The 26,713-nt window shown below is 67.4% G+C and carries 33 protein-coding genes and 2 tRNA genes; 17 read left to right on the top strand and 18 right to left on the bottom strand.

The annotated features are described in order from the left end of the window. Nucleotides 1–3 precede the first annotated feature (3 nt). From rpmC to GWG54_RS06925, 9 genes are read right to left on the bottom strand one after another with little or no spacing between them, the layout of a single operon-like run. The gene (rpmC, locus tag GWG54_RS06965; RefSeq protein WP_008419975.1) at nt 4–240 is read right to left on the bottom strand and encodes a 50S ribosomal protein L29; all 237 of its coding nucleotides are present in this window, start codon (nt 238–240) and stop codon (nt 4–6) included. Further along, the gene (locus GWG54_RS06960; protein WP_167937092.1) at nt 240–1,226 is read right to left on the bottom strand and encodes a 30S ribosomal protein S3; all 987 of its coding nucleotides are present in this window, start codon (nt 1,224–1,226) and stop codon (nt 240–242) included. The genes rpmC and GWG54_RS06960 overlap by 1 nt, the downstream gene beginning before the upstream one ends. Next, a complete protein-coding gene (locus tag GWG54_RS06955; RefSeq protein WP_008419973.1) occupies nt 1,226–1,705 on the bottom strand; it encodes a 50S ribosomal protein L22 in 480 nt (159 codons plus the stop codon). Before GWG54_RS06955 ends, GWG54_RS06960 begins: the two co-directional genes overlap by 1 nt. A gap of 7 nt (nt 1,706–1,712) precedes the next feature. After that, entirely contained in the window at nt 1,713–2,135 is a 423-nt protein-coding gene (locus GWG54_RS06950) for a 30S ribosomal protein S19 (RefSeq protein ID WP_008419971.1), read from the bottom strand. After that, complete coding sequence (locus GWG54_RS06945) at nt 2,132–2,854, bottom strand: 50S ribosomal protein L2 (protein ID WP_167937091.1); 723 nt, start codon at nt 2,852–2,854, stop codon at nt 2,132–2,134. Before GWG54_RS06945 ends, GWG54_RS06950 begins: the two co-directional genes overlap by 4 nt. A gap of 3 nt (nt 2,855–2,857) precedes the next feature. After that, nucleotides 2,858–3,112, bottom strand: coding sequence for a 50S ribosomal protein L23 (locus GWG54_RS06940; RefSeq protein ID WP_167937090.1), 255 nt, complete (start codon nt 3,110–3,112; stop codon nt 2,858–2,860). Further along, nucleotides 3,109–3,861: a 50S ribosomal protein L4 gene (gene rpl4p / locus GWG54_RS06935; protein WP_167937089.1), complete on the bottom strand. Its 753-nt coding sequence runs from the start codon at nt 3,859–3,861 to the stop codon at nt 3,109–3,111. The genes GWG54_RS06940 and rpl4p overlap by 4 nt, the downstream gene beginning before the upstream one ends. Nucleotides 3,862–3,864: 3 nt before the next feature. Next, nucleotides 3,865–4,884: a 50S ribosomal protein L3 gene (locus GWG54_RS06930; protein ID WP_167937088.1), complete on the bottom strand. Its 1,020-nt coding sequence runs from the start codon at nt 4,882–4,884 to the stop codon at nt 3,865–3,867. A gap of 4 nt (nt 4,885–4,888) precedes the next feature. Further along, nucleotides 4,889–5,761, bottom strand: coding sequence for a putative RNA uridine N3 methyltransferase (locus GWG54_RS06925; protein WP_167937087.1), 873 nt, complete (start codon nt 5,759–5,761; stop codon nt 4,889–4,891). 290 nt (nt 5,762–6,051) lie between these two features. Here GWG54_RS06925 and GWG54_RS06920 point away from each other — a divergent pair. After that, nucleotides 6,052–6,122, top strand: a tRNA-Gly gene (locus GWG54_RS06920). A 324-nt stretch (nt 6,123–6,446) separates the two neighbouring features. On the opposite strand, the gene GWG54_RS06915 is transcribed toward GWG54_RS06920, so the two are convergent. Continuing rightward, nucleotides 6,447–7,625, bottom strand: a complete 1,179-nt coding sequence (locus GWG54_RS06915) for a M14 family zinc carboxypeptidase (RefSeq protein WP_312854259.1) — start codon at nt 7,623–7,625, stop codon at nt 6,447–6,449. A 303-nt stretch (nt 7,626–7,928) separates the two neighbouring features. On the opposite strand from GWG54_RS06915, the gene GWG54_RS06910 reads away from it, so the two are divergent. The 7 genes from GWG54_RS06910 to GWG54_RS06880 all read left to right on the top strand — a co-directional run bounded on the left by GWG54_RS06910 (nt 7,929) and on the right by GWG54_RS06880 (nt 11,809). Next, a tRNA-Gly gene (locus tag GWG54_RS06910) sits at nt 7,929–7,999 on the top strand. 578 nt (nt 8,000–8,577) lie between these two features. After that, nucleotides 8,578–8,904 (top strand): hypothetical protein, encoded by a 327-nt coding sequence (locus GWG54_RS06905; protein ID WP_167937086.1) that lies wholly within the window; start codon nt 8,578–8,580, stop codon nt 8,902–8,904. A 148-nt stretch (nt 8,905–9,052) separates the two neighbouring features. Continuing rightward, a complete protein-coding gene (locus GWG54_RS06900; RefSeq protein ID WP_167937085.1) occupies nt 9,053–9,406 on the top strand; it encodes a HalOD1 output domain-containing protein in 354 nt (117 codons plus the stop codon). Between the two features lie 105 nt (nt 9,407–9,511). Continuing rightward, the gene (locus GWG54_RS06895) at nt 9,512–9,826 is read left to right on the top strand and encodes an MTH1187 family thiamine-binding protein (protein ID WP_167937149.1); all 315 of its coding nucleotides are present in this window, start codon (nt 9,512–9,514) and stop codon (nt 9,824–9,826) included. Between the two features lie 93 nt (nt 9,827–9,919). After that, nucleotides 9,920–10,126: a heavy-metal-associated domain-containing protein gene (locus GWG54_RS06890; RefSeq protein WP_167937084.1), complete on the top strand. Its 207-nt coding sequence runs from the start codon at nt 9,920–9,922 to the stop codon at nt 10,124–10,126. Between the two features lie 69 nt (nt 10,127–10,195). Then, nucleotides 10,196–11,128: a methenyltetrahydromethanopterin cyclohydrolase gene (gene mch / locus GWG54_RS06885; protein ID WP_167937083.1), complete on the top strand. Its 933-nt coding sequence runs from the start codon at nt 10,196–10,198 to the stop codon at nt 11,126–11,128. Further along, nucleotides 11,129–11,809, top strand: a complete 681-nt coding sequence (locus GWG54_RS06880) for an HAD family hydrolase (RefSeq protein WP_167937082.1) — start codon at nt 11,129–11,131, stop codon at nt 11,807–11,809. 58 nt (nt 11,810–11,867) lie between these two features. Here the strand turns inward: GWG54_RS06880 and GWG54_RS06875 are convergent, their stop codons facing one another. Further along, nucleotides 11,868–13,487, bottom strand: coding sequence for a GTPBP1 family GTP-binding protein (locus GWG54_RS06875; protein ID WP_167937081.1), 1,620 nt, complete (start codon nt 13,485–13,487; stop codon nt 11,868–11,870). A gap of 262 nt (nt 13,488–13,749) precedes the next feature. Here GWG54_RS06875 and GWG54_RS06870 point away from each other — a divergent pair, with 262 nt between their 5' ends. Then, complete coding sequence (locus GWG54_RS06870; protein WP_167937080.1) at nt 13,750–13,899, top strand: hypothetical protein; 150 nt, start codon at nt 13,750–13,752, stop codon at nt 13,897–13,899. Nucleotides 13,900–13,906: 7 nt separating this feature from the next. Here the strand turns inward: GWG54_RS06870 and GWG54_RS06865 are convergent, their stop codons facing one another. Further along, complete coding sequence (locus GWG54_RS06865) at nt 13,907–15,976, bottom strand: hypothetical protein (RefSeq protein ID WP_167937079.1); 2,070 nt, start codon at nt 15,974–15,976, stop codon at nt 13,907–13,909. Then, the gene (locus GWG54_RS06860) at nt 15,973–17,190 is read right to left on the bottom strand and encodes a HalOD1 output domain-containing protein (RefSeq protein WP_209438310.1); all 1,218 of its coding nucleotides are present in this window, start codon (nt 17,188–17,190) and stop codon (nt 15,973–15,975) included. The genes GWG54_RS06865 and GWG54_RS06860 overlap by 4 nt, the downstream gene beginning before the upstream one ends. A 187-nt stretch (nt 17,191–17,377) precedes the next feature. Here GWG54_RS06860 and GWG54_RS06855 point away from each other — a divergent pair, with 187 nt between their 5' ends. Both GWG54_RS06855 and GWG54_RS06850 read left to right on the top strand, forming a co-directional pair. Further along, complete coding sequence (locus GWG54_RS06855; protein ID WP_167937078.1) at nt 17,378–17,791, top strand: hypothetical protein; 414 nt, start codon at nt 17,378–17,380, stop codon at nt 17,789–17,791. A gap of 82 nt (nt 17,792–17,873) precedes the next feature. Beyond that, complete coding sequence (locus GWG54_RS06850) at nt 17,874–18,053, top strand: hypothetical protein (RefSeq protein WP_008419943.1); 180 nt, start codon at nt 17,874–17,876, stop codon at nt 18,051–18,053. A gap of 27 nt (nt 18,054–18,080) precedes the next feature. Here GWG54_RS06850 and pyrF read toward each other — a convergent pair whose 3' ends face one another. After that, nucleotides 18,081–18,884, bottom strand: coding sequence for an orotidine-5'-phosphate decarboxylase (gene pyrF, locus GWG54_RS06845; RefSeq protein ID WP_167937077.1), 804 nt, complete (start codon nt 18,882–18,884; stop codon nt 18,081–18,083). A 256-nt stretch (nt 18,885–19,140) separates the two neighbouring features. On the opposite strand from pyrF, the gene GWG54_RS06840 reads away from it, so the two are divergent. Continuing rightward, a complete protein-coding gene (locus GWG54_RS06840) occupies nt 19,141–19,695 on the top strand; it encodes a DoxX family protein (protein ID WP_167937076.1) in 555 nt (184 codons plus the stop codon). Between the two features lie 11 nt (nt 19,696–19,706). Here GWG54_RS06840 and GWG54_RS06835 read toward each other — a convergent pair whose 3' ends face one another. Continuing rightward, on the bottom strand, nt 19,707–20,126 hold the full coding sequence (locus GWG54_RS06835; protein ID WP_167937075.1) for a VOC family protein: 420 nt from the start codon (nt 20,124–20,126) through the stop codon (nt 19,707–19,709). Between the two features lie 86 nt (nt 20,127–20,212). Here GWG54_RS06835 and GWG54_RS06830 point away from each other — a divergent pair, with 86 nt between their 5' ends. From GWG54_RS06830 to GWG54_RS06815, 4 genes are all read left to right on the top strand, one after another. After that, a complete protein-coding gene (locus GWG54_RS06830) occupies nt 20,213–20,581 on the top strand; it encodes a methylglyoxal synthase (protein ID WP_167937074.1) in 369 nt (122 codons plus the stop codon). An 87-nt stretch (nt 20,582–20,668) separates the two neighbouring features. After that, the gene (locus tag GWG54_RS06825) at nt 20,669–21,160 is read left to right on the top strand and encodes a cation:proton antiporter regulatory subunit (RefSeq protein ID WP_167937073.1); all 492 of its coding nucleotides are present in this window, start codon (nt 20,669–20,671) and stop codon (nt 21,158–21,160) included. Between the two features lie 36 nt (nt 21,161–21,196). After that, the gene (locus GWG54_RS06820) at nt 21,197–22,474 is read left to right on the top strand and encodes a cation:proton antiporter (protein WP_167937072.1); all 1,278 of its coding nucleotides are present in this window, start codon (nt 21,197–21,199) and stop codon (nt 22,472–22,474) included. Between the two features lie 75 nt (nt 22,475–22,549). Further along, nucleotides 22,550–23,224 (top strand): HAD family hydrolase, encoded by a 675-nt coding sequence (locus GWG54_RS06815; protein ID WP_167937071.1) that lies wholly within the window; start codon nt 22,550–22,552, stop codon nt 23,222–23,224. Between the two features lie 17 nt (nt 23,225–23,241). Here GWG54_RS06815 and GWG54_RS06810 read toward each other — a convergent pair whose 3' ends face one another. From GWG54_RS06810 to GWG54_RS06800, 3 genes are all read right to left on the bottom strand, one after another. Then, nucleotides 23,242–23,616, bottom strand: a complete 375-nt coding sequence (locus tag GWG54_RS06810; protein WP_167937070.1) for a hypothetical protein — start codon at nt 23,614–23,616, stop codon at nt 23,242–23,244. 23 nt (nt 23,617–23,639) lie between these two features. Then, nucleotides 23,640–24,092 carry a DUF2240 family protein gene (locus GWG54_RS06805; protein WP_167937069.1) on the bottom strand — a complete coding sequence of 151 codons (453 nt, stop codon included), beginning with the start codon at nt 24,090–24,092 and terminating at the stop codon, nt 23,640–23,642. Nucleotides 24,093–24,217: 125 nt separating this feature from the next. Next, entirely contained in the window at nt 24,218–24,856 is a 639-nt protein-coding gene (locus tag GWG54_RS06800) for a hypothetical protein (protein WP_008419926.1), read from the bottom strand. 196 nt (nt 24,857–25,052) lie between these two features. Here GWG54_RS06800 and GWG54_RS06795 point away from each other — a divergent pair, with 196 nt between their 5' ends. Then, nucleotides 25,053–26,621, top strand: a complete 1,569-nt coding sequence (locus GWG54_RS06795; protein WP_167937068.1) for an ABC transporter substrate-binding protein — start codon at nt 25,053–25,055, stop codon at nt 26,619–26,621. Nucleotides 26,622–26,713 lie beyond the last annotated feature (92 nt).

The following is a 26,713-nucleotide window of genomic DNA, read 5'->3' as shown; positions in this document are numbered from 1 at the left end:
GTGTTATTCCTCGGTCTCGTCTGCGTCCGCCGTCTCGTCGAGGTCGCCTTCCTCGCGCTGGATCGTCTTGATCCGGGCGATGGTGCGACTCAGTTCGCCGATGCGACCCGGGTTCTCCGGGGCGCCACCGGCCGCGAGCACCGACTTCTGGTTGAGCAGCTCGGTCTCGAGCTCCTCGAGTTCGGACTGGCGCTCGGCGGCGGTCATGTCGCGGATCTCTTCGACGTGGAGGATCGCCATCAGGCGTCACCTCCCTCGTCTTCGTCCGCGTCCTCGTCTGCTCGCGGCTCGTCGCCGCTCGCGTCTTCCGAGGCGCCTTGCTCCTCGCTGTCCATCTCGGCCATCAGCTCTTCGGCCTCGGCCTCGACGTCCTCCTCGAGGTCGTCGAGCTCCTCCTCGGCCGGCGCCTCGTCGGGGACGTCCTCGTCCTCGTCCTCGGCGGCCTCGACCTCCTGCTCGATGACCTCCTCGATATCCTCTTCTTCGGGCTCGGGCTCGACGGCCTCGTCCGTGGGGGCTTCGGCGCCGCTCTCGGCGGCCTCGGCCTCCTCGGGTTCGCCCTCGAGCAGCTCTTCGACGCCCTCGGCCTCGTTGGCCTCGACGGCGTCGGGGACGAGCTCCTCGGGATCCGCGTCGTCGTCGATCTGGAAGTCGTCGGGCAGCTCGGCGCCCGGCGGAATGATCTTCACGTCGACGCCGATCGTCCCGAGTTTCATGACGGCGACGCCCTGGCCGTGGTCGACGACCTCCTCGGCGGGCTCGCCGTTGTGCTTGATGTAGCCGCGGTTGAACTTCTCGACGCGCGAGCGGGCGCCGGTGACCTTCCCGGAGAGGACGATCTCGGCGCCGAGCGCGCCCGAATCCATGATCCGATCGATCGTCGTGTGACCGGCCTTTCGGAAGTACCAGCCCCGTTCGAGGGCGTTTGCTAGACGGTCGGCGACGATCCGTGCGTTGAGGTCGGGTTCGTCGACCTCCTGGACGTCGATCTGGGGGTCCTCGAGGTTGAACTTCTCCTCGAGGGCCGTCGTGACCTTCCGGATGTTCTCGCCGCCCTTGCCGATGACCATTCCCGGCTTCTCGGCCTTGAGAACGATCTGGGTACCCATCGGCGTCTTGGCGACGTCCATACCGCCGTAGCCCGCGCGGCCGAGCTCCTCTTCGAAGAACTCGTCGATCTGGGACCGCTGCAGGCCGTTTTCGATGAACTGGTGTTCGTCAGCCATTAGTTCTCACCCGCCTCGTTCTCGTCGACTTCCTCGACCACGATCTCGACGTCCACTTCCGGCGTGTTCCAGGCGGTCGCCCGCCCCATTGCGCGGGGCTTGCGGCCGACGGACTCGCCGACCTTGTGAGCGGCGATGTGGACGATCTCCATCGAGGCGCCGTCGAAGCCCTGGTGGTCGGCGTTGGACTCGACGTTCTCGAGCAGATCGAGGAACTCCCCCGAGACCTTCTCGGGGTACTTGCCGGCGTCCCAGCCCTCGACGTCGGAGCGGTGTCCGGCGCCGGTGTTGTGGGACTTGAACGGGACCGACTGCTCCTCGTCGATGACGTCCTGAAGGTACGCCTGCGCGTCCGCGACCGTGCGGCCCTTGATCTCGCGGGCGACCTCCTTGCTGTGCTTGTGGCTCATGTGACGCTCCCGGAGCATCGCCTTCGCGGTCGTGTCCGGATCCGCGTCGACTGAGTAGTTGATTCCCATGCGATGATCACTTCAGTGGGACGAACTTCGAGGATCGAGTCGCGCCGATCCCGGCCTGTCCGTGCTCGACGGACGTGCGGGTCAGCTGGAACTCGCCGAGATAGTGGCCGATCATCTCGGGTTCGACGCGAACGCGCTCGAAGGACTGTCCGTTGTACACGGAGAAGGTCAGTCCGACGAACTCCGGAAGCACCGGCATGTCCCGCAGGTGTGTTCGGATCGGCGCGTTGGCGGTCTCTTCCTCGCCTTTCTCGCGGGCCTCCTCGAGCAGCTTCTCCTGCTCGACGGAAAGACCGCGTTCGATACTTCGCCGCTTGCGAGCGGGCAGCAGTTCCGCGACGTCCTCGAGCTCCATCTCCTGCAGCTCGTCGAGCGTGTGGCCGCGGTAGGTGAACTCACCTTCGCGACCGGTTCTGTACTCCTGACTCATTTGTTTCCACCTCGGCCGGTACGGCGCGAGGAGATGTCACCGACCTTCCGTCCCGGCGGGGCGTCCCGCGAGACGGACTTCGGCTTGCCCGGGTGCTGGCGACCGCCGCCACCGAAGGGGTGGTCGATCGCGTTCATCGCCACACCGCGGACGCGGGGCCACTTGGTGCCCCGAGCTTTCATCTTGTGATACTTGTTTCCGGCCTTGACCATCGGCTTCTCCGTGCGGCCGCCGCCGGCGACGACGCCGACGGTGGCGCGACACTGCGGATCGAGCCGCTTGACCTCGCCGCTTGGCAGCTGGACGACCGCGGCCGATCGGTCGTGGGTGATCAGGTCCGCGCTGACGCCCGAGGCGCGAGCGAACCGACCGCCGTCTCCGGGGTTGGCCTCGATGTTACAGACCGGAACGCCCTCGGGAATCTCCGCGAGCGGGAGCGTGTTGCCCGGCTTGATCTCGGCACTGACGCCGACCTGGATCTCCTCGCCGACGGCGACCCCTTCCGGCGCGAGCACGAGGCGCTGATCGCCGTCCTCGAACTCGATGGCGGCGACCGGCGCCGAGCGGGCGGGGTCGTGTTCGATGTCGACGACGGTCCCGCGGACGACGTCGTCGTCCTCCTCTTTCTTGTGGTCGAGCTTCGCCTTGTATCGGTGCGACGGGGCGCGGAACGTGGAGGTCCCGCGGCCGCGCCGTTGTCCGAGAATGCGTCGTCCCATCGGTTAGAACACCCCGATACGCGAGGCGACTTCCTGGGCGTCGTCGTCCTCGGACAGCTTGACGGATGCTTTCTTCTTTCCTTTCATGGTCACTTGCGTGTTGACGTCGTCGACCGTGACCTCGAAACGCTCCTCGACCTCGTCCCGGATCTCGGGTTTGGTGGCGTCGGGATTGACGACAAACTGGAGCTTGTTCTCGAAGTCCATGTCGTTCATCGCCTTCTCGGTGATGAGCGGGTGCTCGATCTGGCGGCTCATCGGTCGGCCACCTCCTCGAGCGCGCTCTCGGTCCAGACGGTCAGTCGACCGGGCTGGGCGCCCGGCGCGAGATCCTCGGCGTTGACCTCTGCAGCCGTCGTCACGTCCGCGCCGGCGAGGTTCCGGGCCGCACGCGACGGACCGGTCTCGCTGGAGGTGACGAAGAGGATCGATTTGGGCTGTTTGTACTTCCGTCCGCGGGTCGTCCCGCGACCCGAGCGCACGCTTCGACCCTCGTCGGCGCGTTCGACGTCAGTCGCGAGGCCGGCATCCTCGAGGAAGGAGACGACCTCCTTGGTCTTCTCGAGGTCCTCGAACTCGTCGCTGACGACGACCGGCGTCTCGATGTCGTCGTCGAACTCGTGGCCGCGCTTGGCGACGAGTTCGGCGTCGGTCGTCGCGGCGATGGCGCTGCGGACGGCCAGCTTCTTCTCTTTCGTGTTGATCGATTCGGTCCAGTCCTTCTCGGCTTTCGGCGGGTGGGCCTTGCGTCCCGAAACCGTCTGGGGAACGCGTCGACCGCGTCCGTTCTGTCGGGGGACGTGGGCCATCCCGCGGCCGCTACCGAACGATTCGGCCGGTGTTCGAAGGCCGGCGAACTCGTCGGCGCCGTAGTCCTGTTTTCGGTTGGCCTGGGCGGCGCGGACGGCGCGGGCGATCAGGTCCGGGCGGTACTGGGTCTCGAAGACCGCCGGGAGCTCGATCGAGTCCGCGTCCGAGCCGTCCAGGTTGCGTACTGTTGCGTCCATGTGTTATCCCTGGTTGGATGCGGTGGAGACGAACCGGACCTCGGGATCGAGGCGCGGCTGGTCTCCGGGTCGGATCGCCGGGCGGAAGCGCAGCAGGCGCTTGTCCGGCCCGGGGAGCGAGCCCTTGATCAGCGCGTGCGGTCCGTCGACTTCGCCGTAGTTGACGAAGCCGCCGTCGACCGTCGCGTCTGCGCCGTCGCCGATGTCGACGAGGCGCTTGTTCAGTTCCGTCCGCTGGTGGTAGCCGGTCTGGCCCTGCTGGGGGACCGTCGAGCGGACGCGGGAGGGGTTCCAGGGGCCGAGGTTACCGATGCGGCGCCGCCAGCCCTGTCGGGCGTGTTTGCCCTTGCGTTTCTGGACGCCCCAGCGCTTGACGGGGCCCTGGGTCCCTTTCCCTTTCGTGACGCCGCTGGCGTCGACGTACTCGCCGGCGCGGAACACGTCGTTGAGGACGTGTTCGCCGCCGTCGGCGAGCACCTCGAGGGCGAAGTCGAGACGCTCCTCGACGGAGCCGCCGCCGACGCGCGTCTCCATCACGTCCGGTTTCTTCTTCGGGATCGAAGGGATCTCCGAAGGGACCGTGTGCGTGATGACGCGAACGTCGGCGATGCGGCCGTCCTCGAGGTAGCCTCGAAGTTCGTCTTCGGCCGCGTCGGCGTCGTAGTCGTCGCCGGGAAGGTCCAGAACGCGATCAAGTTCGGGAACGAACTCGTCGGTCCAGACCTCGGTGAGCGGTTTCTTTCCATACGGCGTGTCTTCGTACGCACGCAGGGCGACCGCGCGCATCGGCGGCGTCTCCACGATCGTGACGGGGACGGTCTCCTCCATCCCCTCGGTCGGCGAGTTCGCTTCGTCGTCGACCATCACGACGTGGGTCATGCCGGCCTTGTAGCCCGCGAAACCCTGGAGCGTTGGCTGTCCGTCGTCGTCCGGCCACGAGTTAAAGCGCGGAACCTCCGAGGAGGCGCGCTGTCGTGGGCCGAACCCGAGTGAGCCTTTGCGTGGTGAATTTGGTTGTGGCATTCTATCACTCTCTGAGAGAGAGGGGAGCGAGCGTGGCAAACAGAGCCTCTTCCGTTCGCACCACGTCGCTTCCCTGGTCCGGAACCGTATTCAGCCAGAGGTCGAACCCCGGATCGGTGGGTTCGACTCCGTCACCGTCGACGCCGTCCCGGCGGGACAGCGCGTCGACGGCCTCCTCGTCCATTCCGAGGATTGCCGGCAGCCCTCTCTCGGGTGCCCCGAAGGCGACGGTCATCCCGTCGCGCTCGCGGCGTCCGGCCAGCGTCCCCAGCCGCCCGACGGTGAGTTCGGCACCGAATCGGGAGGCCGCAATGCGGACGCCGGCGTCCTCACGGCCGAGCGCTGCCTCGAGGTCCGTCCGCTCGATCGAGAGCCCCGGAAGGGGCCCGTCGACGAGTTTCGCCCGGACCGGTCGTCGCGAAGAGACCCTGACGGTTACGCGCTCCCCCTCCTCGACCTCCATCGAGGGAGGCACGTTGAGGGAGATCGGGTGTTGCAAGCCGCAATTGACCCGCACGCGTTGATCAGGTCCGACCTCGGTCACGATTCCTTGTCTTGACGACCCCGAATCGTCCGATTCGGAGCCGGTCTGTGACACGGCGCGGAGCGGGGGCAGGATGCCCACGTACTCGAGTTCGTCGCGCATCCCCCAGGCCTCGTTTCGGAGGTAGGGGGGCGTCGTCGCGTACCGCAAGACGGTGGCGACGAACTCGCCGTCGAATCGCCCGCGTTCGCCCTCCCGATCGGGGAAGACGACAAGCCGATCCGCCCGGAACACGGTCGCCGCGCGGGCGACGTATCCGAGCTTGCGAGTTGCCTCGCGTTTGTCCTCGGCTTCGCGGGTGAGCGACGACGGCACGAGCACGCTGACGGTCATGTCCACGCTTCGGCGCCGCGCCACTAGACTGTAGCGATGTTTTGCGGACAAGGTCTTAAAAGGGTAGCGGATTCGATTCCGGCTGTGAACGGCTCACGGGTGAGAATTCGACGCATACGGGTACTCGAGACACACTGTCGCGACCGCTAACGTGTTCCCCTGCGAGACGTCCCTCGAGAGGGGGGCGAAATGGACCGAAGGCGCCGGGACGTGGTACGGCGAAACGGCTCACACGGCCCCCGATTCGCAATCCTTATACAGCTACCAGAGATAGGTGGAACTGCAACAGGGCGCTGGTAGTGTAGTGGTATCACGTGACCTTGCCATGGTCACAACCTGGGTTCAAATCCCAGCCAGCGCACTTCTACGGCGAACAACGTTGACGAGCACCGCGTAGCGTGTGCTCGTCACCCGTGAGCCGTGCAGTCGCCCTGGATTTGAACGAGAGAAGTCGCAGCGCCGAGCGAAGCGAGGCGACCGTCTTCGTGTAGTTCAAATCCCAGCCAGCGCATTTCTCCGACTACAACGCCGCGAGCACTGTGTAGCAACTCGAGCATTCGAACTCGGAAACCCCGCTCGGGGAACGAGAAGGCGCCGTTAGCAGAATGATGACGAAGCCGATCTACACGGCGGAAATACGGTATGATGGGCCGCGTCAGGAGGGTATCCGACGGTCGATCCCTCGTTACTCTCGATACGCCTCGTGTTCTGGCCCCCACTCGCTTCGTGGGAGTTCCTTCCAGAAGTAATCGCCACGGGGTGGAATGGAATCGGCATCGGCCGGGTCGACATCGTAGAGGTCTCCGGATGCGAGCCCCTCCAGAACCTCGGTCATGACGTTGTTGATGACGGTGACGAGCCGTCCGTTCGAGGCATTTCCGAGCTGGGACGCCTGCCCGCGGAACTCGAAGAGGACGCTCCCCCGACCTCGGACGCCGTGAGCGTTCCGTGCGATGTTCGCAGTGGTGCCGCCGGAATATCTGTCCCAGGTCGTGTGACCGTAACCCTCGGTTTGCTGGTAGGCGTATGCGCTGATCTGTCGGGAGAGGGCTACTGCCTCATCAGGGGCTGCCTCGTTGAGCGGCCACAGCGTCGACGCATTGATCATCTCGCAGTCCTCGTTGCGGTACGTGAACTGGTGGTGCCAGTCGGTCATGATGTCGGCGCCGACCTCGTCGGCCTTGTCGAGCAGCGCCTGGGTCTCCGGTGAGGGATTCTCGTCCGGAATCGCGTCGGGATCAATGCCGTCTACGTCGGCAAGGGTAGCCGGGTCGATACCGAAGTAGTGCTGTCGGTTCGGGTCAACCGGCCCACACTGATCCGATCCGAAGTACGGTCCGTCGTGACAGATGTCCTCCGGCCGCGCGTTCGCTCGCGTGGGCGTCTCGTCGTCGTCTGCTGGCGCCCAGCCGTCGGGGTTGAGTCGTGGGACGACGTGGAGTGTTAGTTCGTCAAGGATCTCGTCGGACCGGCGCCCGCCGGAGGCCAGCCCCTGGAGAAGACGCAAGGCGGCCTCGGTCACGTGCTGCTCGTCGCCGTGTTGTTGGGTGACGTAGAAGACGTCCGGATCACCGTCTCCGGCACGTACGTAGGGGATATCGCGGCCTTGCCACGTCTCGCCGATCGACTCGTACTCGAGACCGCTTCGGGAGTCGAGTCTCTCGAGCGTCTCGTACAGATCCTCGTTGCTCGTGAACGCGTTGTAGTTGATGGTCGCGGTCTCCGGAACGAACGGCCCGCCCGGTTCGATGAAGTCGTCCGGGCAATCCTGTGCGGCGACTCGTCCGGATACGGCGAGTCCCATGGCTGTCGCTCCACCGACGCTTTTCAGTATTTGTCTTCGCCTCATGGTCCGAGGTAACACACATCGTCATTGAATATTAATCTTTCCAGCAGATAATAGAATTGCGTTCATGTAGTTCAATAACAGTATTTGAGACCGTAATACACAGTTACATCCCCACCTCGTCGGATACGTAGCCAGTGCGGAGGACTGCCGATAGAGGAACTGTCTGAGCGACTATCAACGCCCCCTCCTCGTCTCGAGTCTCACATCGCTGATCGCGACCGCCGACGGCTCGCGGCCCCGGCTGCGTCGGACCCGCACTCGAGCCGACCGATTCGTAACCCTTATGAATTCACTCGAGAGACGTAAGACTGCAACGGGGCACTGGTAGTGTAGTGGTATCACGTGACCTTGCCATGGTCACAACCTGGGTTCAAATCCCAGCCAGTGCACTTCTACGGCGAACAACGTCGACGAGCACCGCGTAGCGTGTGCTCGTCGTCCGTGAGCCGTGAAGTTGCTCTGGATTTGAATCAGGGAGTGGAGCGAAGCGGAACGACCGTGGTTCAAATCCCAGCATCGAGTCTGGGTTTGAACGAGAGAAGTCGCAGCGCCGAGCGAAGCGAGGCGACCGTCTTCACGTGGTTCAAATCCCAGCCAGCGCATTGCTGTCACGAACAAACTCGCGAGCGGCAGCAATCGGGTCCGGACTTGAAGGAGAGAACCGCGAGCGAAATCGAGCGGTTCGCGCGGTTCGCATTTTGGTCGGCGGAACCGCCCTTCGACGGTCTCGAGCCGAATCGCAACCCGTACTCCGTGCACCCTCGGGCGACCTTCGGCTCGACGGCCGACCTCGAGTTGTCTCGTTCCGAATCGCCGAGAACCATTCGTCCTCGAGCGACGGTGTCCGGCGTCGAGTTACCAACTCCGGATTGGAGCGAGTAACTCGAGATGAACCGCCTTCGCGCTCGGAACCGGCGTGAAACCACCGACGGGCTTTAAGTCGGACCGTGACGGCTTGAGAGTCGGAATGACCGGACCAGACGACGAGCGAACGAGAGAGCTGGGCGTCGAGTTCGGACCGCTCGCTCGCGACCTCGAGGACCACCAGTATCCGACGACGAGCGACGAGCTGGTCGAGCAGTACGGCGACGCGGTGTTGGACCTCCCGAACGGCGAACAGCGACTCCGTGAGCTGTTCGAGCTGGTTCCCGAGGAGCGCCTCGACTCCGCGGCGGACGCCCGGGCCGCGATCTTCAACACCGTCGGCGACCCCGCGATCGGCCGCAAGGGGTACAGCGACCGGACCCCGCCGGCGCTTGGCGAGCGCGAGGAGTGGCCCCACGAGTCGTTCTGACCCGATCCGACGCCGCGGGCTCCGAACCGCGGGCTCGTCGCGGGTGTCGGCCGAGGTGACCGTCCGTCTCGAGCAGTAGTGCCGCCTGCGAGGAGCTTATATATCCCGGAGCGATACCCACCAGCGAACAGTCGATCGAACACGTCCCATGCAACCCCAGTCTACATCCCGAGACGAGACGGACGAATTCCAGTACGACCAGGCCAACGACAGATACGTCTTTCACCACGAGGACGACGACACCGCGACGCTGACCGCGAGGATCGTCCACGCGCTCGCGGAGATCGCCGACACGGACGTTTCGCAGGGCGAGTTCTCCCTGTACGACAGCATCGACCCCGACGCCCTCGATCGGATATTCCGGCCGAAGGCCGACGGCACCGAGCGAACCGGCGGCCACATCGCCTTCGCGGCCCTCGAGCACGAGGTGTACGTCTACGCCGACGGCGACATCGTCATCTACCCGCCCGACGCCGCCCCCCGTCCGCGTCCCGTCCGGTGACGACCACGACCATCCTCTGCCGTCGAGTTCCGACGATCGATCGCGACCCCGGAGAGTCGAGTGCAGGGTCCGGATTTAGGTGCGACGATCCCGACAGTGTCGCTCATGACAGTCGTCGCGCTACTGAGCGTCGCACCGGTGATCGAGGGAAGCATGGCCGAGGAGGTCGCGAAGGCCGTCGACGCCCTCGAGGAGTACGACGTCGCCTACGAGACGAACCCGATGGGGACGGTGATCGAGGCCGACTCGACCGACGAGCTGTTCGCGGCCGCCCAGGCGGCCCACGAGGCCGTCGACGGCGACCGCGTGAGCACCGTCTTGAAGATCGACGACAAACGGGACCGCGAGACGGCCGCCGCGGAGAAGGTCGAGGCCGTCGAGGAGGCGCTGGGTCGACCGCCCTCGAGCGACCGCGAGTAGCGGGTCGACCTGGCGGCGTGCTCGCCCGCGACTCGAGCCGGCCCGGCGTCTCGAGGCGCAAGACCGAACACCCTCGAGTCGGTACGGGCGAGCATGGAACGGACGACACTCGACGTGACCGGCATGTCCTGTAGCGGCTGCGAGGAAACCGTTACCGACGCGCTCGAGGCGCTCGAGGGCGTCTCGTCGGCGACGGCGAACCACGAGGCCGACGAGGTGCGCATCGAACACGGCGAGGAGACGACCGTCGAGGGAATCCGCAGCACGATCGAGGACGCGGGCTACGAGGCCGACGCCTGATCTAGAAGGGGCGACGGCGAGGCGGCGCCGACTGACAAACTGTTTTACGGCCGACGCTAGAGAAGGGATATGGAGAGTCTCAACCGGATGGCGATTGAGCTGGTCGACGAAGCCCTCGACTACGCCGAGGAGCTCAACGTCGGCGGGTTCGACCTCGAGAACGAGGCGACCGTCCTCGACTTCGGCGTCGAGTTCGACGGCGGCGTCGAGGCCGGACTGCTGTTGACCGAGATCCAGACCGCGGGAATGGCTACGCCGAGTCACCAGCTCGGCGAGATCGACGGGACGCCGATCCCGTACGTCGAGCTGACGTCGGACCAGCCGGCGCTGTCGCTGCTTTGCTCCCAGAAGGCGGGCTGGGAGCTGGCGACGGAGGACTTCGAGGGGCTCGGCAGCGGGCCCGCGCGAGCGCTCGTCGCGCGCGAGGAGGAGTTCAGGCAGGTCGGCTACACCGACGCGTTCGACCTGACCGCCCTCGCCGTCGAGAGCGACGAGCTGCCGACGGCGTCGGCCGCCGAGCAGGTCGCCGAGCTCGCGGAGGTCGAGCCCAGCAGCGTCTTCCTGCTGGCCTACCGGACGGCGAGTCTCGCGGGGAGCATCACGTCCGCGGCGCGGGCGGCCGAGCTCGCGACCTACCGGCTGACGGAGCTGGGGTACGATCCCAACGACATTGTCTCGGCGACGGGCCGGGCCCCGGTCGCGCCGGTCGCGGCCGACGAGGACGATGCGATCGCCCGGACGAACGACGCGATCGCCTACGGTGGCCGCGCCCACCTGACGGTCCGGGAGGACGCGGACGTCTTCGACTCGATCCCCTCGACGGCGGCCGAGGCCCACGGCCGTCCCTTCGCGGCGATCTTCGACGATCTAGACTGGCAGTTCGAGGAGGTTCCCGCGGACCTGTTCGCGCCCGCGGCGGTCACCGTCGACGTCCTCGGGGGACCGACCGAGAGCTACGGGGAGACCGACGAGGAGCTACTCGCGGAGTCGTTCGGCCTCTAGATGGCGACGCCGATCGACACCGTGCTCTTCGATCTCGACGACACGCTCTGTCGGTACCGCCGCAGCGCGGCCGACGTCCTCGAGATCGCGTTCGAGCGCGCCGGCGTCGGCCCCGTCTTCGAGCCGGAGAGCTACTACGATCGCTACCGGGAGTACCTCGAGCGAAGCGCGAGACCCGTGGACCTCCACGAGCAGTGTTTCGGCGATCTGGCGGTCGAGTCGGGGTACGATCGCGCCGACGGCCTCGCGGTCGCGGGCGCGTTCCGCGAGGAGCGCGACCAGCGAAACGTCGAGCCGCTGCCGGAAGCGACGGCGACCCTGGAGGCGCTGGCCGACGAGTACGCGCTCGGGCTGGTCACGAACGGGCTCTCCGCGATGCAGCGCCAGAAGCTCGAGTCGACGGGACTCGAGGACGCGTTCGAAGCGATCGTCTACGCGGGCGAGGACGCCGCGCCCAAGCCCGATCCGGAGCCGTTCGCGATCGCCCTCGACGAGGTCGGCTCGACGCCCGAGCGGGCGGTGTACGTCGGGAACTCCCTCTCTGCCGACGTCGCGGGCGCCCGGGCCGCGGGGCTCGATTCGGCGTGGCTCCCCGCGGAAACGGCTCCGAGGGAGCCGGACCCGAGCCCGGACTACGTCCTCGAGTCGCTGGCCGACCTGCGGTCTCCGCCCTGGCGCTGACGCCGGCGGTATTACAGAGGTTCGAGGAGAAAGCCCACGACTTCAGTCGTGGGAGAAGTCACTCGGCTGGACGGACGTCCGTGACGGTACCGACCCCCTTGCTCCGTCCCTCCCGGAAGACGAACTTCTGGCCCTCCTCGACGAGGTACGGACGGAACTTGAACCGGACGGTGGTTCGTCCCGTATCGCCCGGCAGCAGCCGCCCGTTCTCCGGGGAGAAGGCCGCGGCCTCGCCGATCGTCTCGAGGTGGACGACGGGCTCGTAGCCGTCCCCGATCCGGGTGGGGTGGTTGAGCACCATCACCTCGGCCTCGAACTCCCGGACCGGTTCGGGGTCGGCGTCGCGGGGGATCAGGGCCATCCCGCGCTCGATGGCGCTCTCGGTGACGCCCTTGAGCGCGATGCCGACGATCCGGCCGGCTCGAGCCTTATCGACCCGGTGGTAGTGCATCTCGATCGACCGGACCTCGACCTCCTGGAACCGCCCGTCGGGCATCGGCCCGAGCAGGAGTTCGTCGCCGGCCTCGACCTCGCCGGCCATGATCGTCCCCGAGGCGACGGCCCCGACGCCGGTAACCGAGTAGCTGCGGTCGACGTACATCCGGAACTCGCCGGTGTCCCGGGAGGTCTTCGGGAGCCGATCGAACAGTTCGTCCAGCGTGTCGAGTCCCTCCATCGTGAGCGCGCTGGTGGTCACGATGGGAACGACGCGGTCGCCGATCTCCTCGAGGGCGGCGTCGACGCCGTGGCGGGCGACCCGAAGCGGGGACTTCTCGACGTCCCGGAGCAGCCGCTCGACCTCGCGTTCGACCTCCTCGACCCGCTCGTCGGAGACGGCGTCGACCTTCGTGATCGCGACGATCGTCGGCAGCTCCGTCGCCAGCAACACGCCGAGGTGCTCGCGGGTGGTCCGGGTCGGGCCGTCGTCGGCAGCGACGACGAGCAGCCCGTAGTCGAGCTTCTGTCCGACCAGCCCGCGGATCGTCGTCCGGAGCCACGGCTCGTGGCCGACAGTGTCGACGAAGGAGACGAGTCGATCGGCCTCCTCGACGACCTCGGCGCGGTCGGCCTTGCGGTCCGGGTTCCGGACCCGGACGGGGCCGTCGTCGTCGAAGCCGTAGACCGCGTAGGAGAGGTCGGCGGAGAGGCCGCGCTCGACCTCGTGGGGCTGGACGTCGAGGTACGCTCGCGTCGCGCCGTCGCCGTCGTCGGCGGTGCCGGTAACGAGCGACCCGACGAGGGTGCTCTTCCCGTGGTCGACGTGGCCCGCCGTCCCGACGACGAGGTGTTCGTCGTCGGTCTCGAGCATCGAGCCGTCGCGGACCTGCGCGACCCCGACCAGCCCCTTGGAGGAGCCGCTCTCGTCCCCGACGCCCCAGGTCTGGACGTCGTCGATGTGAGCGTCGGCCTCCTCGGCCAGCAGGGAGAGGACGTCCATCGACTCGGAGAAGGCGTCGTGATCGATGCCGGCGAGCCCGCCGTCGTCGGTGACGCCGACGACGTAGGTCGCTTCCCCGTCGCCCGACAGCAGTCGGTGACGGAGCTGTGCGGCCAGACTCTCCCGGCGTCCGCCCTCGAGGTGAACGTCCCGAAGCAGCCGTTCCTTGAACTCGACGCTTCCGCCGTCCTGTTCGCCACGTTCCAGGGCCCGGTCGAGGAGGGCCCGGTCACGGCTCATGGCAGGCAGTAACTCGCGAGCCGATAAAAGCTTCCCGGCGGAGACGTCTGTTAGCACGACACAGGACGGATTCGGCCGTCGCGAGAACGCCGTCGCTCGTCGTCCGTAACTGTTCGTTACCGACGCCCCTGGTCCGGTAACCCTCACTTACGACCGAATTCGTCTCGAGAGATTCTCTGTCGAGATCTGTAACAACTAGTTACTCGCATCTAGAATTCTTTGCAAAACTGATATTACCGACGATCACATCTCTCCGAGTGCCATGTCATCGAACGACAAGACGGTGCAAGCGGTTCTCAGAGAGCATCCGCGACTGACGGGCGCCCTGTTCGCCGGCTGTCTCCTGCTGTCCCAGATCGGAACGGCCGCGGCCGACCTCGGTATCGCCGGCAACGGCGGCGGCACCTGGTAATCTGACGTTACAACTCCGCGAACCGGTCGTCGGTCGACCAGCACCAGTCGCCGTCGTAGCGGACGGGGATCTCCGCCAGCCGGAGAAAGCGGGCGAGCGAGTCGCCGGAGAGTTCGATCGGCGGGGGCTCGGTTCCCGCCAGGAAGTGGCGGTCGACGCCGTCGATATAGGGAACGTACTGCGCGCCGACCCCGCTATCGACGTGGTACAGGCGGAGGTGGAGTCGGTAGCGGTCGTCGCCGAGCGACTCGATTCGACAGCTGTTTGGAACGCCGCTGCCGGCCTGTCCGACGGTGGCGCTCCCGTCCCCGACGACGATGTACTGGTTGCCAGCGAGCCGGTAGCTCCGCGCCAGCGAGGTCGCGTCCCGGACCGAGAACCCGTTGTTCAACAGCCGTGCGACGAGCCGACCGACGGCGACCGCGTCGCGGTTGCCGACGTCGCTGAGCGTGACGATACCGCCGACCCCGCCCCGCTCGATCACGCGGGCGCCGACCCCGTACGATCGGCAGCCGTTGATCAGGAACGTGTCGACGCCGACCGTCGGCAGCTCCCGGGCCTCGAGGAGGCCGTCGGCGCAGACGAACGCGCCGTCCCGGACGTGGCCGACGTAGTGGAGGAAGTCGACGTCGGCCGCGAACAGCTCCCGGAGCCGCCCGCTCGTGACGTCCCCGTGGACGGCGACCTCGAACGGGAGCCGCTCGCGCTCGCCGTAGAGGGTTCCGTCGTCGGCGTCGAACTCCGCCGCCATCTCCGGGTCGTTGCAGACGATCGCCACCTCGACGGCGTCGCCGGAGGCGGAGCGCTCGAGACCGTTCTCAAAGGCGGCTCGGGTGAGCTTGTTCGCCCCGACGGGAACGCCGTCCCCGAGCCACGCCTGGCCGAAGACGTCGGCCTCCGGCGGAGAGACGTAGGCGGGGCGCTCTTCGGAACCGGGCGAGTCGCTCGAGCGCGTGAACTCGCCGATCGCGAGCGCGGTAAGCGGCGACGCGTCGCGCTCGGGTCGGCGTTCGGGTGCCGGGCGAACGATCGCCAGCTCGTCGACGAGGTAGGGGAGGACGGTCGCGTTCTCCGGGTCGGGCGTCGCGTGCGCGACGAGGTTCCACCGCGGAAGGAGGTCGGCGACCCGTTCGTGCGGGATCGAAAGCGCCGTTTCGATCCGTGCGGGGAGGTCGGCCTCGTAGAACTCGTCGAGGGCGAGGTCGATGCGGTCCTCGAGTCGGTCCCGTTCGTGAAGCTCGACGGGGTAGAGCCCCTCCGTCCGGGCCACGCAGTCGAGGAAGAACGCGCGCTCGAGGACCCGTTCGATGCCGTGTGCGATCGACGCGTCGGCGTCGAACCGGTGGACGAACCCCGCGTCGGTCTCGAGGCGGGGCTCCGGCCCGACCTCGACGGACGCCGCGAGGTAGTGTGCGAGCGGGCTGGCCGCGTAGATCGTCGCTCTGTCCGGGGGGACGACGATCCGAACGCCCGAGTCGGGCGGCTCGACCGCCTCGGGGATGTTCAGCTCGGAACCGAGCTCGAGGCGGGGCGGGTGACCGCGGAGCGACGGGAGCGACCGGTCGCAGTCGAGGGTCTTCAGCGCCGAGCCGAACGTCGAGACGGCGCGTGCCAGATCGGTCGGCTCGGGCGTCGTCGTGACCGTCGCCGCGGGGCGTTCGTGTCGCGACCTGGCTCCGAGTCCGATCCTCGTCGGCTCGCCGAACTCGAACGCCAGGCGGTCGTCGGTCGACGCGATCGTCACCTCGCCGTCGACGCGCACGTAGAGTTTGATCGGCGCCATCAGCTCGAGTACGTACTCCCCCGCCGGGAGCCGCTCGGCGGCGCGGTGGTCGGCCTCGAGCACCACCTCGCCGCTTGGGTCGCGGGCGTACACCGGGACGACGTACGGGAAGACCAGCTCCGCGGCCGTCAGCTCGACGGCGCCGTCGACGGGGAAGAAGAATCCGGCGGGGGCGATCGGGCGCGGCGAGACCGGGCGATCGGTTCGGAACGGACACCGCCTGTTCTCGATCGGATCGACGACGGCGAGCCCGTCGCCGCCGTCGAACGGGCGGAACCTGGGGACGGCGGTCATCGCCGGCCGGGTCGGCCGAGCCCGATCCAGTCGGTCGCGTACCCGCTCTCGTGGAGGTGCCAGCGCTGCTGGGGGCCACAGTCGCCGACGCGGAGCTCGACCGTCGCGTCGAACAGCGACTCGAGGGCGCGAACGGCGTCGTTCTCGCGGTCGACCGGAAGCACGTAGTGACCCAGCCCCGAGACGTCCCGAACCGCCTCGCAGATCGGTTCCAGGAACTCGGCGGCGCCGTCGGTCCCGCGCTCGTCGAGCACCGGCCGCAGCGAGTCGACGCAGAGCCGGAGGTCGCCGGGCGCCGAGAGGCATCCTCCGGTTCCGAACGCGCGGATCCGCGCGTCGATCGCCGCCTCGAGCTCGTCGAGGTCGGTCGGCTCGTCGACGACGCGCCCGCCGTCCGCGGACGCGCCCGTCGGGGCGATCGAGCGCGCGCTCATCGCGTAGTCGACGATCTGGGTGGAGCCGGCGCGTGCCGGACCGAGACGGGCGCTGACGACGCTGCGGTCGCGATCGAGCAGGGCGACGAGGTGGCGTCGATCCCGCCCGGGGTCCCCGAGGAGGTTGCCGCTGGCGACGTCGACGAGGTCGTCCGGGACCCCGCCGGCGATCAGCACGTTCCCCCCGGTGCGTTTCAGTCGGCCGAGCGTGGAGCCGACGCTGATCGTTCCGCCGGCGTCGACGACGACGTCACAGCCAAGCACCGAAAACAGGACCGTCGCGCCGGGTCGCGAAATTCCGTTCTCGCGGCGGCGACTGAGCCGGGCCAGCGCGTCCGGGTCGACGACCTCCGCGACCGCCGTCCGAACCCGTGATCGATCCCGTCCCGAGCGGTCGGCGAGGGCCGACACGAGTCGCACCCCGAGCGATCTGTCGTCGGGTTCCGCGGCGACCGAGACGTGGGTCCACTCGTCGACGACCGAGATTTCGTCCTCGTCCGGGCGCGAGATCGTGATCTCCCCGTCGACGGTCGCCCGGATGCGACGGTCGACGTACCGAAAGACGACGGTCGGCCACGGTCGGTCCGCGCCGCCCTCGAGGAGCCGATCGAGGGCGTCGACGTCGACCGTCTCGTTCAGGGGAGGCAACTCGAGCGGCGAGCGGTCCGTCTCGGCTGCGACCCGTTCGACGATCGAGATGCTCGGGGATGACCGAATCCCGGCAGTCGCCTCGTCGCTCTCGTTGACTCCGGAGCCGTCCCGGGATCGGTCGTTCGTCATCCGTTACGGGGTACGACCGACGCTTAGGAAAAGTTCGCGGATACCGTACGCGTCGAAAGAATAAAATCAACCCTCGAAGTGGCAAAGCTATTTACTTTTCCTGCATGATCTTTATATTGGTTTCGTATGTTCCGCTGCGGTAGCGCTCTAGCAAGTTTATTTACGTGGGTCGAGTCCCTACGGACACATGGTCGACTATCGCTCGGAAGACACGGAAGATCACGCGGCGGCGACTGAACCGGGGCTCGAGCTACCCACTGTCGGCGGGGACCGGTCGTCGATCGACGAGTACCTCTCCCTGCTCAGCGACCGGCGGCGTCGCGACGTTCTCTACTGTCTTTCCGAGGCCGAGGTCACGAGCGTCGAATCACTGGCGGCGACGATCGTTGCCCGCGAGGCGTCGGTTCCGCCCGAACGACTCTCCTCCGACGACCGCGAGCGCGTCCAGGTCGACCTCTATCACGTCCACCTGCCGAAGCTCTCGGACCGGGGGCTGATCGAGTACGACGCCCGGAGCGGAACCGTCAGGCGGTCGTCGCCCGCCGACGCCCTCGAGACGCTGCTGGAGTGCTGTTACGGGCTCGAAACCGGAAACGCGTGATCGACGGCCGGCCCGTCGGCGCGTCGCCCGAGCGGGCGTTGCCGGGGCCCCTTTCAAGCCGCTCGAGCCCGTACGGTCGTCCATGAGCATCAGCGGCCTCTGCCAGATCTGCGAGTCCAGATCCGCACAGGAGCGGTGCGCCAACTGCGGGGCCCTCGTGTGCGAACAGCACTACGAGCCGGGTCCGGGGCTGTGTGCCGACTGCGTCGCCCAGGGCCAGCCCGACCGCCAGTCCGACGACGTCGACATCAACCGGTTCTGAGGCGGGACGCCGTTCGGAGCGACCGCCTCAGGCGTCGCGGTACCGGTTCAGTCGCTTTTTGAGCCGCTTGGCCGCCTGCCCGCTGGCGCTCGCGAACTCCTCGCCGCGATCCTCGCCGGCGAAGATGATCCCCCGGGAGGAGTTGACAAGGCCGACGCCATCGGCGAGCCCGTACTCGACGGCCGCCTCGGCGTCCCCGCCCTGAGCGCCGATCCCCGGCACGAGGAAGGGGAGGTCCGGCACCTGCTCGCGCAGCGCCTCAAGCTCCGCGGGCTTGGTCGCGCCCACGACCAGCCCGACGTTGTCGTTCTCGTTCCACAGGTCCGCGAGTGCGGCCACCCGCTCGTAGACGGCCTCGCCGCTGGCCAGTTCGAGGTCCTGGAGGTCCGCGCCGCCGGGGTTCGAGGTCCGACAGAGGACGAACACGCCCGCCTCCTCGTCGGCGAGAAACGGCTGCAGGGAGTCCCGACCCATGTACGGGTTGACCGTGATGGCGTCCGCACGCTCGAGCAGTTCGGCGTACTGACGGGTCGTGTTGCCGATGTCGGCCCGCTTGGCGTCGAGCAGGACGGGAACGCCCTTCCCGCGGGCGTAAGCGATCGTCTCCTCTAAGGCGCGCCAGCCGTCGGGGTCCTCGTAGAAGGCGGCGTTCGGTTTGAAGACCGCGGCGTGTTCGTGGGTGGCGTCGATGATCCGGCGGTTGAACGCCCACCGCGGGAGCTCGCGGTCCTGCAGGTGTTCGGGGATCCGGGCGGGGTCGGGGTCGAGGCCGACCGAGACGACGCTGTCGACCGTCCGGATGCGGTCGTGCAGGCGGTCGAAGAAGTTCACGGACGGCAGTGGCGGCCGGACGGTCGAAAAGATTGCTATCCCGTCGGAAGCCGTCCGTTCACGTTCGATCGCGTCGTCCGTACGTCTCGACGCCCGTCGTCGGCGATCCGAGCGCGATCGGCTTGCGAACCGCCCTCACCGTACCGGGTTGGAAAAACCGATTCGAACGCCCGTTACGTTTCCCGGTCCGCAGGAACCGTCTCGAGGGTATAGGGGAATCGACGCGCAACGAACGAACGTGAAGAGGTGACCGAAAATGTCCACCACGACGCGAAACCGGCTCGAGAGCCGCTACGGGGGGATCGATCTCGTCGGCGAGCCCCACGCGCTCAGCGCGTGGTTCGTCGTCGCGCTGCGGGCCGTGATTGGCGGCATGATCCTGTTCGCCGGGCTCGGCAAGGTGACCGGAGAGCCGTTCGACGCCAGCGGCTATCTCCTGCACGTCGACCCGGCCAGTCCCGTCAGCGGCCTCTACGCCGCCATGGCCGAGAGCGCAGTCCTGATCGAGATCGTCAACGTGGTCGTTCCGGCCACGCAGCTGCTGATCGGCGCGGCGCTGATCGCGGGCGCGTTCGTCCGCCTGGCCGCCCTCGGCGGAGCGATCCAGATGGTCGCCTTCTACCTCGGCGGCTGGGAGGGCGAGCTCCTGGCGCTGTTCGATTCGACGCTGATCTACGGCGTCGTCTTCCTGACCGTCGCGGCCCTCGGTGCCGGGCGCATCCTGGGCCTGGACCGCTCCCTCGAGCGGCTCGAGGTCGGCGGACAGCCGCTGGTCGAGCGGTACCCGAAGCTCCGGTACGTCCTGGGCTGAGGGCTCTTTTCTTACGTCTCGAGCACCTCGACGAGGTTCCCCTCCGGATCCCGCAGGAAGCAGATCGCGGTTCCGCTCTCGGTCGTCCGCGGTTCGCTGATCGTCGGGACGTCCGCGGGTAAGTCGGCGTAGAACGCCTCGAGGTCCGCGACCGAGAGCCCGACGTGGGTCGCGCCGGGTTCGTTGAGCTGCGGTCTCGAGCGGGGGTCGGCTTCGGGGTCGTACTCGACGAGCTCGAGGCGGACGCCGTTCGCGTCGAGGTGGGCGAAGCTGGCCCCCGCGCCCTCGACGCCGACGGCGTCGGCGAAGGCCTTGCCGCCGACCTCGAAGCGATCGAGAACCTCGAGGCCGAGCCGATCGCGGTAGAACGGCAGGACGCCCTCGAGGTCGTCGACGGTGACGCCGACGTGGTGTGCGCTGAGTTTCGTCACGGTGTCGTTCGTGCGACGGGTCCCAAAAGCGCTTCCGTTCGCCGCGGTTCGGCCAGGGTTATGGTCCCCTGCGACGATATCGACCTATGACCCGCGTCGCGCTCATCGCCCACGACGAGAAGAAAGCCGACCTCATCGAGTTCGCGCAGACTCACGAGACCCAGCTCCGGGAGTACGAGCTGATCGCGACCGGAACGACCGGGAAACGGCTGATGGAGGAGACCGACCTCGAGATCGAACGCAAGGAGTCGGGCCCGCTCGGCGGGGACCTGATGATCGGCTCGGAGGTCGCCCAGGACAGACTCGACGGGATCGTCTTCCTCCGGGACCCGCTTCGGGCCCAGCCCCACGAGCCCGACATCTCCGCGCTGCTTCGGATCTGTGACGTTCACGACACGGCGATCGCGACGAACCTCTCGTCGGCGGATTTCCTCATCGAGGGGCTCGCAGAGTAGGGCCGATTCGGTCGATCGATTCCGTCAGGGGCGGTCCCGAGGTCGGACGTCAGGTCCTTTAATAGTTACCGGTGCCCACGTTCCCGTATGACCATCTACGAGAGCGACCTTCCAGGCGTCGGAAAGAAGTTCGAGGTCGAACTCGAGGGCGGCGAGCGCCTCGTCATCGTAACTCACAACACCGGCAAGCGGGAGGTCTACCACAAGGAACACGAGGGCGCCGATAGCGACAAGCTGTTCGAGCTCTCGGATCGGCTCGCTCGCAAGGTCGGGACGATCCTCGAGGGTGCGTACTTCCAGCCCGTCAGGACCGATCGGGTCGAGACGATGTTCACCGACGGGACCTTCCTCGAGTGGTACGGCGTCGCCCGGAACGCCGAGATCGCCGGCCAGAGTATCGGCGACTCCCGGATCCGGGAGCGAACTGGTGTCTCCGTCGTCGCGATCCAGCGCGACGACGAGGTGATCACGCCTCCGACCCCCGAGACGGTCATCGAGGCCGGCGACACGCTCGTCGTCGTCGGCGAGCGCGAGGACTGTGCCGAGTTCGAGACGCTGCTGGGCGACGACGGGGCCTGATTCGACCGATGTCGGAGTCGTCGGAGGTGATCCCGAGTGGCTGCTGAATCGACCGCGCTGATCGACGTCGGGGTGCTGTTCGCGGCCGTCGCGCTGGCGGGCGTGGTCGCGAACCGGATCGGGCAGTCGGTCATCCCCTTCTACATCCTCGTCGGGATGGCCATCGGCGAGTACGTGCTCGGACGGATCGACTTCCCGGCGCTTCTGGGTACCGACCTCGTCCCCCACGGCTCCGCGCTCGCGCTCGCCGAGACCGACTTCGTCTACGTCGGCGCCGAACTCGGGATCGTCTTCCTGCTGTTTTTCCTGGGGCTCGAGTTCAACCTGAACCGCTTAATCGAGGCCAGGAGCCGCATCGGACGGGCCGGAACCTGGGACCTCGCCATCAACTTCGGGATCGGGCTGGCGCTCGGGTACGCGATCTTTGGGGCCTTCCTGCCGGCCTTCCTGACCGCCGGGATCGTCTACATCTCCTCGAGCGCGATCATCACCAAATCGTTGATCGATCTGGGCTGGATCGCCAACGACGAGGCCGACCCGATACTCGGCACCCTCGTCTACGAGGACCTCTTTATCGCCGTCTACCTGGCGGTCGCCTCCGCGCTCGTGCTCGGCGGCGGCGACGTCGGCGAGGCGCTGGGCCAGATCGGCGTCGCGATCGGGTTCATCCTCGCCCTGCTGGTCGCCGTCTACCTGGGCACCGCCTGGTTCCAGCGCAGCCTCGAGACCGACTCCAACGAGTTCGTCGTGTTGCGCGCGATCGGGATCACCGTCCTCGTCGCGGGCGCGGCGCTTGCCCTCGGGGTCAGCGAGGCCGTCGCCGCGTTCTTCGTCGGGATGGCCTTCTCCTCGACCGACCACGTCCACGACCTCGAGAACCTGCTCGAGCCGATCCGGGACACGTTCGCCGCCGTGTTCTTCTTCTGGATCGGACTGATCACCGATCCGACGCTGTTTCCCGACGTGCTCGGCCTGATCGCGCTGGCGGTCGCGCTGACAGCCCCCTCGAAGCTGGTCAGCGGCTACCTCGGTGGTCGAGCGTACGATCTCGACGAGCGACACTCGGTGCGGGTCGGGCTCGGCATGACGACCCGCGGCGAGTTCTCGCTGATCATCGCGAGCATCGCCCTCGCCGGCGCGGGGACGGGTCTCGCCGAGGGGACTGCCGAGACGATCTACGCCTTCTCGGTCGGCTACGTCCTCCTGATGAGCATCCTGGGAACGACGCTCATGCAGTACTCCGATCGGATCGAGGCCGTCGTCGTCCCGCGGCTTACGGCCTCGGGACCGACCGCGGGCGCGACCGACGACTAGTCCGATCCCGCGCTCCGGCCGGCGTATCAGCTCCGAAACAATAGGTTCAAACGCGTTCGTTCCCTTCCTGCGCTCATGCCACAGGCGGTCGTCTTCGACCTCGATTACACGCTCGCGGTCCCCCGGCGGGACCGAACGACGATCCTCGAGGCAGCGACGGACGCCGCCGGGGCGCCCGACCTCTCGCGGGCCGACTACCTCGAGGCCCACCGCCGAAACCTCACTGGCGAGACCCGGGAGCCGATCTTCGCGGAACTGCTCGAGAACCGGGACACCGAGGCCGAGCCGGCCGAGCTCGCCGAAGCCTACCGCGACGAGATCGCGGCCGACCTCCGGGCGCTTCCGGGCGTCGAGTCGATGCTTACGGAACTTGGCGAGCGCTACCGGATCGGACTGTTGACGAACGGCCCCGTCCTCGCCCAGCGGGACAAACTCCGGACGCTGGGCTGGGAGGAGGCCTTCGACGCGGCGCTGGTCACCGGCGAGCTCGAGGCCGGCAAGCCCGACGTCCGCGCCTTCGAGGCGATCGCCGACGAGCTCGGCGTCGACCCCGAACGGGCGGTCTACGTCGGCGACGAGGTCGAGGCCGACGTCGAGGGCGCGACCGACGCCGGGATGACCGCGATCCAGATCCTCCTCGAGGACGGTCCCGACCCCGATCCGCGGGCCGCGGCCCACGTCCGCCAGGAGACCGTCGCGACGGCCATCCCCGCGGCGATCACCGAACTCGAGTCGGCGGGCGACTCGTAGCTCCCCGGGCAGAGGACTCAGTTCTCGACGACGGCGGCGACGGCGTCGCTCGCCCGCTTGACCGCGGCACCGCTCTCGACGAACACTAGCGTCTTCGGCGGCGCGGTCGCCGTCGGCCGTACCCGAAGTCCGCGGTCGCCGGCGGCCTCGGCCGCGAGTTCGCGTCCGCGCTCGAACTCGAGGCGAACCCGATCGGGGTGGACGAACGCGCGCGCGAGCGGCTCGTCGGCGGCGACGATGTCGTACGCGCGCTCGCCGTCAGTGGACGGCTCGACGCCGCGGTCGGCGTCGACGACGGCGACGGTCTCGAGGGGGCCGTCCTCCCGGCCGTCGAGCTCCGAGGCGAGCAGTTCGGCGATCCGCCGACCGTCGGTGATCCGGTCTTCGACCATACGCGGAATCGGTCGGCGGCGACCTAACGCTCTTCGATCAGCGCCGAGCGGGCGACCGGGACGAGGTCGTCGACGTCGATTCCCTCCCGGCGGGCGTAGACGACCGCCGCGGCCTCGATGGTCAGACCCAGTTCGCCCTGGAGCCCGTTGATCGCCCCGACGGCTTCCTGTTTCTCGACGCCTTCGGCGACGAGCGCGTCGAGGACCCGTTCGAACGCCGAGCGCTCCCGCAGGAGGTCCTCGTCGGGGACGAACTCCTCGGGAATCGTCACCGCGGTCGGATCGAAGGCAGCGACGAGGTCGCCGTCCTCGCGGGTCACCAGCCCCTCGCGGGTCGCGACGTCGATCAGCCGCTTGGCCTGGTCGGGCGAGAACCAGTCGCGGTCCAGCGAGAGCGCGACGACGACGGCGTTTTCCTGCAACCGGTCGGTTCCGTGCTGGACGAAGGGGGCCGCGACGGCGACGCGAAGGCTCATCGCACACGACTCTCTGGAGCGACGGAAAAACGGTGACGGTTCGACGTCTCGCACGGACCGCTGTCCGTCAGCGCCGGCACAGCCACGCTCCGGACTGCGGCGGAGCCGGGAAATCGCGTTCCGTATCAGTCCGAGGCTCGGCCGCCACCGTTGCGATCGGCTCGTGATGGCGGCGGGAACTCGGCGGGCGCGGTCGGCTCCGGGGGGTCCGGCAGGACGCAGCGGTCGGCCTCCCGGTTGACGTGTTGGTACCGAGCCGGCGCGTTCGCGAGCGGGTGGGCGGGGTTCTGGTCGCTGTCGATCCGGGCGGCTCGGATCTCCTCGAATCCGTTGAGTCGAGCCTGGATCCCCCGCCAGTGGTACCGCGTCGCCGACGGCACCGAGATCGGCCGGGGCGGCTTCCGGTCCGGATGGCCGGTGGCGAGGACGGCGTTGTTGACGTTGCTGGCGAGCGCGTCGTGATCGACGAGAACACCCACGCGGGCGTCCGGCGGCGCCCGCGCCGCGAGAACGTCGAGCCCGAGGTGCAATGCCCGATACTCGGCGACGTTGTTGTCCGGCGGGGCGTCCGCGGTCGCGATCCGGGCGACCCGGGTGCCGTCGCGCGTTTCGATGACGGCGCCCAGCCCGCCACCGGAATCTCGGAACGACCCGTCGGTGGCGACGTAGAAGTCCCGGTGGTGGGTACGCGGAGGGTGGGCGATGTGAGGGGTGGGCGACTCGTCGAACAGGTCCCGCAGGGCAGACCGGCCGTGAGCGGCCATATCCGGAGTAGGTGATCTAGCTCACTTAAACTTGTGGGCGATTGCACCCTGAGAGAGCGTTCGATCGCCGCCGAATCCGGCGAGGTTGTAAGAAGTTGTACTGTGTTGTATACTACTGTCGAGACCGAAACGGATCTTCCTCGAAATCCCACGCCGAATAATCATATTTATAATGGATACTCCTATTCCATAGGGTATGGAGGGTGCTGACAACCTGAATGCCGGTCGGCGATCCGTGCTGAAAGCCGCCGGGATCATCGGTACGACGACTGGACTGGGTGCTATCGCCGGCTGTCTCGACGATCCGAACGAGGGCGAGGGGACCGAGGAGATCGTGATCACACAGGGGGAAATCATCGAGAACCCGGACCCCAACGACCACATCACGGGGCCGTACTTCAATGTCCTCGACTCCGTCTACGAGCCGCTGTTCAACGTCACGCCGGAGTTCGAGTTCGAACCCCGCGTCGTCGAGGACTGGGAGGACACCGACGACGGTGCCGAACTCACGCTCCGGGACGACGTCGTCTTCCACAACGGCGACGAGATGACCGCCGAGGATGTCGCCTACACGTTCAACCGGATGATCGACCCCGAGGTCGGCATCGAGAGCGACCAGGCCGCCGGACTGGGGTCGATCGACAACGCCGAGGCCGTCGACGACACGACCGTGCTCTTAGAGCACGAGGTCGCGCCGTCGCTGGCGGAGTACGAGTACGCCAACTACGGCCGCGTGGTCAACCAGGCCTGGATCGAGGAGCGAGAGCAACCCGTCGCCGGCGACAGCGCGGACGCGTTCAACGGGACGGGACCCTACGAGGTCGTCGAGTACGAGCCGGACGTCCGGGTCGTCCTCGAGCCGTTCGACGACTACTGGGGCGAGGAGACGACACTCGAGCGGGTCGTCTTCAACGCGGACGGCGAGTCCAGCGGTCGGGCCAACGCGCTGGAAACCGGCGAGAGCGACATCGTCGACAACATCATCCCCGAGGACGTTCCGGAAATCGACGACGCGGACGGCGTCGAGATCCGCGAGGAGACCAGCCTCCGGAACGTCTTCCTCGTGATGAAATCGGGCGTCGAGCCGTTCGACAGCGCCGAGTTCCGGCAGGCGATGAACTACGCCGTCGACAACGAGGGGATCATCTCGAACGCGCTGGGTGGGTACGGCGCGCCGATGAGCCAGCCGATTCCCGAAGGGGTCTTCGGCTACAACCCGGACCTCGATCCCTACCAGCAGGACGTCGAGCAGGCCGAACAGTTGGTCGAGGAAAGCGGCTACGCGGGGACCGAGATCACGCTGTACTCCCCGGAGGGGCGGTACTTGAACGACGCCGACGTCGCCCAGATGGCCGCCGACCAGATCGACCAGCTCGAGAACGTCAGCTGCGAGTTCAACACCGCGCCGTTCCCGGATATCTCCGACGCGAACAGCGCCGGCTACGACGACGAGGAGATGCCGTTTTTCCTCATCGGCTGGGGCGTCATCACCGGCGACTCCGACTACGGCCTGGCGCCGTTTTTCACCGAGGAGGCCTCCCTGGAGACGCTGCGCAACCAGGAAATCTCCGAGATGATCCTCGAGAGCCAGACGATCGAGGACGAAAACGAGCGCGAACAGCAACTCCAGGAGATCAACGCCCAACTCCGGGAGGAAGCGCCGTGGGTGTTCCTCCACTCCCAGGACAGCGTCTACGGGGTCCGTGAGGATCTCGAGTGGGAGCCCCGAACCGACGAGAGCATCTACCTCTGGGAGATCAACTGACCGCTCGGCCGCGGCGGAATCGATTTCGAATCATCGATCCGGAAGAATCACGTACTTCCGGCAAAAAATTCGGCTACCGATACGTCTGACAG

The organism is Natronococcus sp. JC468, assembly GCF_012163165.1.
Taxonomy (GTDB): Archaea; Halobacteriota; Halobacteria; order Halobacteriales; family Natrialbaceae; genus Natronococcus; species Natronococcus jeotgali.
This window is presented reverse-complemented; position numbering and strand designations above follow the sequence as displayed.